Below are 9817 nucleotides of genomic sequence, written 5' to 3' on the forward strand. Positions count from 1 at the left end.
TGGGGCAGTTAATAACAATAATAAAGCGGCAATGTCCGCCGCTTGTATTTTTATTCTGAGGTCAGCATGAAGCGTATTGCCCTTTTTTTCTGTTTCATTTTTAGTTTTGCGGCCCATGCCAACAATATTATTGTTAACGGTACCCGCTTTATTTATCCAGGAAATGAAAAAGAAATAACGGTACAGCTTTCAAATAACGCCGACCGTCCGGCGCTGGCGCAGGCCTGGCTGGATAACGGCGATGCCGATGCCACACCGGATACCATTACCACCCCGTTTATTATCACCCCGCCGATTTCGCGCGTTGACGCCAAGAGCGGCCAGACGCTGCGTATTAAGCTCGGCAGCAGCGCCGGTCTGGCGAAAGATAAAGAGACGCTGTGGTGGCTGAATCTGCTGGAAATTCCGCCGGTGGTGGCTGATCAGAAAAATGAAGGCCAGAACGTGCTGCAGCTGGCGATCCGTTCCCGCTTTAAATTTATTTATCGTCCTGCCGGGCTGGGCAACCGCGATGCGGCGGCCGAGAAGCTGACCCTGACCGCCAGCGGCAGCAGTCTCGCCATCAACAACCCGACGCCGTTCTACATTACCGTCAGCCGTATTTCCCGCGACGGCGGTAAAGCCCTGAACAGCAAAACTGTGATGCTGGCGCCGCAGTCCAGCCAGACGGTGGCGCTCTCCTCCGCCGTCAACCGCGGCGAAACCCTGACCGTTAACAACATTAATGACTATGGCGCCGATGTCGCAGTGAAAGTGGCCGTTAAATAAGGGAAAAGCTAATGAAGCAGAGGTCATTCTGCCCGGGAAGATTAAGCACCGCGATCGCCATCGCGCTGTGCTGCTTTCCGCCATTTTCCAGCGGACAGGAAAACCCGGGAACGGTATATCAATTTAACGACGGCTTTATTGTCGGCAGTCGCGAAAAGGTCGACCTGTCACGCTTCTCGACCAGCGCGATTACCGAAGGCACTTACTCCCTTGACGTCTACACCAACGACGAATGGAAAGGGCGCTACGATCTGCGCATCGCGCGCGACAAAGACGGTAACCTTGGGGTCTGCTACACCAAAGCGATGCTGACCCAGTACGGCATCGCGGCGGAAAAGCTCAACCCGCAGCTGAGCGAACAGGAAGGCTATTGCGGTAGCCTCAAATCCTGGCGCAACGAAGACAACGTCAAAGACAACCTGGTCCAGTCCTCCCTGCGGTTGAACATTTCAGTGCCGCAGATTTATGAAGATCAACGCCTGAAAAACTATGTCAGCCCGGAGTTCTGGGACAAAGGCATTACCGCGCTTAATCTTGGCTGGATGGCCAACGCCTGGAACAGCCACACCTCTTCGGTCGGCGGGTCGGATAACAGCAGCGCCTACCTTGGCGTCAACGCCGGTCTGTCGTGGGACGGCTGGCTGCTGAAGCATATCGGTAACCTGAACTGGCAGCAGCAGCAGGGTAAAGCGCACTGGAACAGCAACCAGACCTATCTCCAGCGGCCGATCCCGCAGATCAACTCCATCGTCAGCGGGGGGCAGATCTTTACCAATGGCGAATTTTTCGACACCATCGGTCTGCGTGGGGTCAACCTCGCCACTGATGACAATATGTTCCCGGACGGCATGCGCTCCTATGCCCCGGAAATTCGCGGCGTGGCGCAGAGCAACGCCCTCGTCACCGTGCGTCAGGGTAGCAACATTATCTATCAGACCACCGTTCCGCCGGGGCCGTTTACCCTGCAGGATGTCTATCCATCCGGCTATGGCAGCGATCTTGAAGTCTCGGTAAAAGAGGCGGATGGCTCGGTGGAAGTGTTCAGCGTGCCTTACGCCTCCGTTGCTCAGCTGCTGCGTCCGGGCATGACCCGCTACGCGCTCTCCGCCGGTAAAGTGGACGACAGCGGGCTACGCAACAAGCCGATGCTCTATCAGGCGACCTGGCAGTATGGGATCAATAACCTGCTGACCGGCTACACCGGGGTCACCGGCTTTGACGACTATCAGGCCTTCCTGGTGGGCACCGGGATGAACACCGGGATCGGCGCGCTCTCTTTTGACGTCACCCATTCGCGGCTGAAGAGCGATACCCATGATGACTCGGGGCAGAGCTATCGCGCCACCTTTAACCGCATGTTCACCGATACCCAGACCAGCATCGTGCTGGCGGCGTATCGCTACTCGACGAAAGGTTATTACAACCTCAACGATGCGCTGTACGCCGTCGATCAGGAAAAAAACAGCCGCAGCAACTATACGCTGTGGCGGCAAAAAAATGGCATGACCTTCACGGTGAACCAGAACCTCCCGGAAGGCTGGGGCGGGTTTTATCTCAGCGGTCGTATTTCCGATTACTGGAACCGCTCCGGGACCGAGAAGCAGTATCAGGTCAGCTACAACAATTCGTTTGGTCGTCTCTCCTGGTCGGCGAGCGCCCAGCGCGTCTATACCCCGGACAGCTCCGGCCATCGCCGCGACGATCGCATTTCACTCAACTTCAGCTACCCGCTGTGGTTTGGCGATAACCGCACCGCCAACCTGACGTCGAACACCTCGTTCAACAACTCGCGCTTTGCCAGCTCGCAGATTGGTATCAACGGCTCGCTGGACAGTGAAAACAACCTTAACTACGGCGTGTCGACCACCACCGCCACCGGCGGTCAGCACGATGTGGCGCTCAACGGCAGCTACCGTACGCCATGGACCACCCTCAACGGCAGCTACAGCCAGGGCGAAGGGTATCGTCAGAGCGGCATTGGCGCCAGCGGGACGATGATCGCCCACAGCGGCGGCGTGGTGCTCTCGCCGGAAAGCGGCTCGACGATGGCGCTGATTGAAGCCAAAGACGCGGCCGGCGCCATGCTCCCGGGATCGCCGGGCACCCGCGTGGACAGCAACGGTTACGCCATCCTGCCGTATCTGCGCCCGTACCGGATCAACGCCGTCGAGATCGACCCGAAAGGCAGCCATGACGACGTGGCCTTCGATCGCACCGTGGCGCAGGTTGTGCCGTGGGAAGGCAGCGTGGTTAAGGTGGCGTTCGGCACCACGGTGCAGAACAACCTCACCCTGCAGGCGCGCCAGGCGAACCATGAGCCGCTGCCGTTCGCGGCGAGTATTTTCTCCCCCGACGGCAAGGAGATCGGCGTCGTCGGTCAGGGCAGCATGATGTTCATCAGCGATGCGAACGCCAAACGCGCGATTGTGAAGTGGAGCGGCGGGCAGTGTTCGGTGGATCTGGGACAGCAAACAACAAAGGATAGCGTATGTCGCTGAGGAAATTACTGACGCTTTTTATCGTCTTAATGGCGCTGGGCACCACCTCGTCCTGGGCCGTCTGTACGCGTCTCTCTTCGCCAACGGTGATGCTGGACATGGTGGTGGGCAGGGTGGTGGTGCCCCCGGATCTGCCGGTGGGCTCGGTGATCCTCACCCGCGACTGGACGATGAGCGCCCCGGGCGGGGCGAGCTATCGCTGTACCTCCGGCACCAACCGCTTCGCGGCGAAGATCGTCTCGCCAGGGGCCACCGATCTTGGGAATAAAATTTATTCCACCAACGTGCCGGGGATTGGTATGCGTTTCAGCCGCGGCGGCGCGACGGTGAATATCGTCTATCCCGACGTCTATTCGTCCCGGGTGTATAACACCACCAACTATTCCCTTGAAGGGTCACGTTTTACGCTGGAGATTATCAAAACCGCGGCAACCACCGGCAGCGGCACCCTCGCGGCGGGAAAATACACCTCCTATGACTGGGAGAGCGGCGGCAACCCGATCCTCGAAACCTATCTGAGCGCCAATGCGATCACCGTGGTCTCGCCCTCCTGTTCGGTACTGAGCGGGAAAAATATGAATGTTGATGTGGGCGCCATCAGACGCACTGACCTGAAAGGGGTGGGCACCACCGCGGGCGGGAAGGATTTTAATATCGATCTGCAGTGCAGCGGCGGCCTGAGTGAAACGGGATATGCCAACATCAGCACCTCTTTTTCCGGCACCCTGGCGACCAGTACCACCGCCACTATGGGCGCCTTGCTGAATGAAAAGGCCGGCAGCGGGATGGCGAAAGGCGTCGGCATCCAGGTGCTGAAGGATGGATCCCCGCTGCAGTTTAATAAGAAATATACCGTTGGCCGCTTGAATAATCAGGAGACTCGCTACATCACCATCCCGCTGCACGCGCGCTTTTATCAGTATGGCCCGACGACCAGCACCGGCGAGGTGGAGTCGCATATGATCTTTAACCTGACGTACGATTAATACGGGAGGGGGAATGAAGGGATTGCCGAAACATACTATCGCGTGGCTGCTGCTCTGCGGCAGCCTCGCTGCCCCCTCGGCGTGGGGTTTCGAGACCAATTATGATCGCGGACGGGTCGATTTTGCCGGGCGGGTGACGGATATTTCCTGCAGCGTCGCGCTCAATGGCGGCCAGCATGCCGGCAGCGGCAACGTCTGGCTGGCGCCGGTCAGCCTGGCGGAAGTGCACGATCGCGGGGCCGGCGCGTTTATGAAGCCGCAGCCTTTTACCCTGGCGCTGTCAAATTGCCAGCTGCGTCATGACGGCGGCGCCGCCTCGCAGGACGAGGTGCGGCGGGTCAGCGTTCGCTGGGTCGACGGTTTTTTACTGACGGCGGTCGGCAATGAGAACGCGGGCTATCTGGCCAATACCTTGCCAGACGGAGCGCAGAATATTTATCTGGCGCTGTCGACCAATGATAATAATACGCTGGATAAGAGTAATAAAATTGTCCCTGCGGACCCGCAGCAAAATCAGGTGCATTTGCAGGAAAGCGCGGTCAGCGGCGGTCTGTTCACCTATTATGTGGGCTACGTTTCGCCGACGCCGAAAAGCGCCACCAGCGGGCCAATTACCAGCTGGGCAACGTGGGAATTAGTTTATAATTAAGCGAGACGAAAAAGCCGGGCAAGCCCGGCTTTTTTATATGACAATATCGTCGGCAACCAGCTGTTCAATGCTGACTTCCTGCCAGTAATGCCCCTGAATAGCAAACCACTCCATACCCTGCAGCCATTTTTTATGGGCTTCGCTTTCCACGCCTTCAATAATCACGTTGTGATGATTGCGGGATAAAAAGGTGACCAGCGCATCCATCAGCTGACGGCCGGACTCTTTGCGCATCAGATGCCAGAAAAAATCTTTATCAATTTTGACATAGTCAAAATGATAACCGCTGATGGCGTTTATCCCCGCGTAGCCAGAGCCGAAGTCGTCGAGCCACAGCGAGGTATCCTGCGGGCTTTGCCAGGCGGCGAGGGAATTATTCAGAAGCTTCTCGGCGTTTTCGGTTACTTCAAAATGGACGCAGGTCAGGGCGGCAATTTTCTCTTTTATTTCCTTCTGGCGTAGCAGATTCAGGATATGGTCATCGACGTTAATGGTGGCGGAAATATGGTTACGTAAAAACCATGCTTTATGCTGTTCAATCAACGCCAGTTGCTCGAGAAAAATACGTTCACGAACCGCCGCGGTGGCATGGCGGAAAAAATATTCTGGCGAAACGGGAAGATTATCGAAGCGGCTTAAGCATTCAACTGCGACTAAGGTACCTTGTGGGGAAAACATTTTCTGAAAGACGTAGCGTACAGCGATATCATTACGAGATAAAATGTTGTCTTCGAATATTTTAGTGTTCATTATCCCTCTTCACGAGGTTAGTCAGACAATAAGCAGAGGATAGTCTAATTATAGGCTACCTGATGGTTAATGGGAATGGCAGGAAATGTAAATCAACAGCGAATAAGTACGCTTTATCCGCTATTGATTTACCGCTGTAAAATTTAACATTGATGAAGGGCGGCAATACGCTGGTTCATCGTGCGGGAATTATCAATGCCCAGCTTTTGCATGATATGGATACGATGGCTGTGGACCGTTTTATGGGCAATGCCGAGCAGGGCGGCAATACGCTTATTATTATTGTTGGCAATCAGCAGTTCGAGGATCTGGCACTCCCGCGGCGACAGCTGTTTGCGCAATCGTCGCGGCGGCGGTTCGCTGGCGCCCTTCGCGCGCTGGATAATGGAAGTAAACATAGATAGCGGTGAGTTTTCGCTAATAATCATGGCATTATCGACAGTTATCAACTCTCGGCATAGCCCGGCAATGTCGCTTTTTACCATCAGCACCGGCTGCTGGCAGCGCTGCAGGGAAAGGCGGAGCGCATTCAGCAGATCAAGGATTCTGATGGCAGAAATATCCTTATTAATTAAATTGAAAATAACCGTTTGGGCCACAGGCAGATGTTTTCTCTGGATAACATCGTCATAGCCAAAACGGGTGGCATTTTCATGACTATCAATAAGGTAGTGATAGATTGAGTGACCAATGAGATTATCATTGGTGTACAGCAATATACTTTCCAAGGGTATCAGATTCTCTTTTTGCGCTTGGCTTCTAAGATCAGGTCCAGCAGAATCTTCTCTATTCTGCGCTGGTCGTCGAGATGACGGAACTTAAACTGGCAGGATATCTGATAGTAGCTTTCGTTCTCTTCATTGGGATTGTCGAGGGTGATAATAATGACATTTTTTACCACCAGGTCGATGGTGATCTCGCCATATTCCGCCAGCATCAGTACGGCATTTTTCAGCAATGCGTTATGACTGAGAAATTTCAGGTTCGGCGTTTTGGTCATCAGCGCGCAACCGCCGTCCGAAATGTCTTTGATGTCGAAAAGATAGTTTTCGCCATTTTTATGGCGCCCGCGGCAATAAAAGTCATGCTCATGGCGTAAACGAAAGCGGGGATCGCGGCGACGCTGCACGACCTGCAGGCATTCAGGCAAGGAAAAGGCGTAGCGGATACCTTTATCGACACCGCTATTGTCATGTTTTGTCAGGGCTGCATTAAACTCTATTTTCCCTGAATCGCTATGCAGTAGAAAACGAATTTTATGACCCGGTGGGATTTTGCGATGGGTCTGAATATGGAACTCGGCAAAGTCCACGCGCGTCAGTTGGGTTATGATACTGGTGTTGTTAAAAAATATTTCAATTTCAGTACGTTTGCGCAACTCCTCTCTGAAAATAGCAATAATTTCATACTTACTGGTCTTTATCGTTCCCTCTGTCATAGGCTTCCCTTGTAAATAGTTGTCGTGAGGCGTTTGATTTTTCTTATAGCAATAGCAACATTCTGATTGGGTTAATCAGATGTTTTTATGAGCGTTTGATGTTATTGACTATCTTTGCAGCCAGATTGATATGTATAAACTTGGAATTCGATATTGTGTTTCCTGTAATCAAGAGTTTCAAATTTTGGTCATGACAAAAACGACAACGGCCTCCAAGCTGGAGACCGGTTGAAGGAAAAAAACTTAAGTTTAATTAACGGGGATAATGAGAAAACGATCGTCGATCATGCCCCATTTGTAGGATCTATAGTGCCAGCAGTATTGAGGTTTTTCCAGGCAAATATTGAGGAGGGAAGTCGTTCCCTCCATTTGGCCTGAGGGGTCAGGGATGCGTGCGATTGGCGATATTATCCAGGATGCGTAGCGCATCCGCTGGCAGAACCAGCCCGGCGGCGGCAATATTTTCCGCCAGGTGCGTGCGGGATGAGGTGCCGGGGATCAGCAGAATATTGGGCGCGCGCTGGAGTAGCCAGGCGAGGGCGACCTGCATCGGCGTCGCCTCAAGCGAGGCCGCGACCTCGTTCAGCTCCTGCGCCTGCAGCGGGGTAAAACCGCCCAGCGGGAAGAAGGGGACCCAGGCGATGTGCTGGGCGGCCAGCGCATCCACCAGCGCGTCGTCGGCGCGATGGGCAATGTTATAGAGGTTTTGCACGCAGACGATAGGCGTCATTTTCTGCGCATCCGCCACCTGCTTTGCCGTCACGTTGCTAAGGCCAATATGGCGGATCAACCCTCGCGCCTTCAGCTCCAGCAGGGTGGCGAGCGGCGCCTCCAGCGACCCCTCCACCGGGCCGTGGGGGCTCAGCATACTGCGCAGGTTCACCACCTCCAGCACGTCGAGCCCCAGGTGACGCAAATTGTCCTCGACGGCCTGGGTCAGTTCAGCGGGCGACATGGCCGGCAGCCAGTTGCCTTTCTCGTCACGGCGGGCGCTGACCTTGGTGACAATGCACAGATCGTCGGGGTAGGGGTGAAGCGCTTTGCGGATCAGCTGATTGGTCACATGGGGGCCATAGAAATCCGAAGTATCGATATGGTTTACCCCAGCTTCGACGGCGGCCTGCAGCACGCGCACCGCTTCTTCAGGATCTTTCGGCGGGCCGAAGACGCCGGGGCCGGCCAGTTGCATGGCGCCGTAACCCAACCGATAGACCTGGCGATCGCCGAGCGTGCCGCGACCGGATAAGGTGACACTGGACATAGGAACTCTCCTCACGGTGGCTAAGCCGTAAGTGTAATGCGCTCACAAGGAAGGGAAGGACGAGAATGTTGTCAGAATGTGCGACAGCGGCTCAGGCAAGCCGCTGTCGCCGGAGGCGGTTTAGCCGAAGAACATCACGGAGACGCAGAGCAGGCCGACCACCAGAGTGATGGCGTTCCCCACCGAGCGATACGGCTTCAGCGCCGGGATAAGCCAGGTTGACAGCGTGGGCATGATAAACAGGATCATGGCGATAAGCGGTCCGCTGATGGCGTAGATCATTGAGATCGCATTCGGGTTGATAAAGCACACCGCAAAGGTGAAGGCGGAGACCAGCATGATCGACATCGCGCGGTTGAAGGCGCGGCTCTTGCGCACGCCCATCAGGCCCAGCGAGCTTTTGACGATTTCGCTGGCGCCTTCAATGACCCCGAAGTAGGTGCCGAGAAAGGATTTCGACATGGCGACCACGGCGACGATAATGCCGGTCACCGCCAGCCAGCCCGGCGCGCCCGGCACCATCGACAGGGCGGAGAGGATAGTCACCCCCTGATCGCGGGCGGTCTCAATATAGGTCGCCGGGATAGCCAGCAGGCAGCTGAAGACGAAAAACAGCACGCTGGCGCAGATGATGGTGTAGGCCACCTTCATGATTTTTTTGCATTTACCCATGGCCAGGTCGCCGTGTTTCTCCTGCTGGTCGATAGCAAAAGTCGAGATGATCGGCGTATGGCTAAAAGCGAAAACCATCACGGGTATGGAGATCCAGACCTGGTGGAGCGTCTGCGAGCTGAACTGCATCTGGCTGGTGAGATGTTCCGGATGCCAGTCGCGGATTAAATAGAGGGAGAGAAACAGAAAGCAGGCGATGAGCGGGAAGACCAGAAAGCCCATCACCTTGATGGTGATCTGCCGGCCCATGAGAAAGATCAGGTTAAGGACCAGCACCACGCCAAGACTCAGCAGCGCGCGTAGCGCAGGCGTCATCGGCGTGTGATGCGCCACCTGCTCGGCCAGCGAGTTGGTGATGGCCACGGCGTAGATCAGCACGACCACAAAGAAGGCGAGGAAATAGAGGCCGGTGATCAGGTTGCCAATTTTCTTACCACAGTAGTGATTGACTGCGCCGGTGATCCCGGTTCCCGGCGCGATATTGGCCGAGAGAATAAACTGGCTCAGCGCTTTGTGAGGCCAGTAGGTGAGCGGCCAGGCGACCAGCGCGGTGATGAAAAGGACGATGGCGCCAGCCGAACCCAGCTGGATCGGTAGAAATAGCGTCCCAGCGCCTACTGCAGTGCCATATAAGGCAAAACTCCATAGAGTTTCTTCTTTAGACCAAATTTTAGACATTATGCGACTTTATCAACCGTCAAACCAAAAAAAAGGAGTGCAATTTACCATATTTATGGTTCATCTGTTGCGATAGTTTTTGGTGATAAAGTCGCGGCGGATCGCGAAGGATCCGCC

Annotated in this window: 9 protein-coding genes; 4 read left to right on the forward strand and 5 right to left on the reverse strand. The window is 55.1% G+C overall.

Annotated elements, in window-relative coordinates:
• Positions 1–66 precede the first annotated feature (66 nt).
• The 4 genes from mrkB to mrkF are packed head-to-tail and all read left to right on the forward strand — an operon-like array spanning position 67 to position 4901.
• Positions 67–768: a type 3 fimbria chaperone MrkB gene (gene mrkB, locus ABLX76_RS19040; protein WP_050533776.1), complete on the forward strand. Its 702-nt coding sequence runs from the start codon at positions 67–69 to the stop codon at positions 766–768.
• Between the two features lie 11 nt (positions 769–779).
• Positions 780–3266, forward strand: coding sequence for a type 3 fimbria usher protein MrkC (gene mrkC, locus ABLX76_RS19045; RefSeq protein WP_348875078.1), 2487 nt, complete (start codon positions 780–782; stop codon positions 3264–3266).
• The gene (mrkD, locus tag ABLX76_RS19050; RefSeq protein ID WP_023290930.1) at positions 3257–4252 is read left to right on the forward strand and encodes a type 3 fimbria adhesin subunit MrkD; all 996 of its coding nucleotides are present in this window, start codon (positions 3257–3259) and stop codon (positions 4250–4252) included. The genes mrkC and mrkD overlap by 10 nt, the downstream gene beginning before the upstream one ends.
• Positions 4253–4265: 13 nt before the next feature.
• Positions 4266–4901, forward strand: coding sequence for a type 3 fimbria minor subunit MrkF (mrkF, locus tag ABLX76_RS19055; protein WP_023290929.1), 636 nt, complete (start codon positions 4266–4268; stop codon positions 4899–4901).
• A gap of 33 nt (positions 4902–4934) precedes the next feature.
• On the opposite strand, the gene mkrJ is transcribed toward mrkF, so the two are convergent.
• The 5 genes from mkrJ to ABLX76_RS19080 form a co-directional block, all read right to left on the reverse strand.
• On the reverse strand, positions 4935–5651 hold the full coding sequence (gene mkrJ, locus ABLX76_RS19060) for a phosphodiesterase MrkJ (protein WP_023290928.1): 717 nt from the start codon (positions 5649–5651) through the stop codon (positions 4935–4937).
• 143 nt (positions 5652–5794) lie between these two features.
• On the reverse strand, positions 5795–6367 hold the full coding sequence (locus tag ABLX76_RS19065; RefSeq protein WP_023290927.1) for a LuxR C-terminal-related transcriptional regulator: 573 nt from the start codon (positions 6365–6367) through the stop codon (positions 5795–5797).
• A 17-nt stretch (positions 6368–6384) separates the two neighbouring features.
• Positions 6385–7089, reverse strand: a complete 705-nt coding sequence (gene mrkH / locus ABLX76_RS19070) for a transcriptional activator MrkH (protein ID WP_065882123.1) — start codon at positions 7087–7089, stop codon at positions 6385–6387.
• A 382-nt stretch (positions 7090–7471) separates the two neighbouring features.
• The gene (locus ABLX76_RS19075) at positions 7472–8350 is read right to left on the reverse strand and encodes an aldo/keto reductase family oxidoreductase (RefSeq protein WP_087824512.1); all 879 of its coding nucleotides are present in this window, start codon (positions 8348–8350) and stop codon (positions 7472–7474) included.
• A 120-nt stretch (positions 8351–8470) separates the two neighbouring features.
• Complete coding sequence (locus ABLX76_RS19080) at positions 8471–9700, reverse strand: amino acid permease (RefSeq protein WP_348875080.1); 1230 nt, start codon at positions 9698–9700, stop codon at positions 8471–8473.
• Positions 9701–9817 lie beyond the last annotated feature (117 nt).

The sequence above is a fragment of the Klebsiella sp. JB_Kp004 genome (assembly GCF_040065795.1).
Lineage (GTDB): Bacteria > Pseudomonadota > Gammaproteobacteria > Enterobacterales > Enterobacteriaceae > Klebsiella > Klebsiella quasipneumoniae.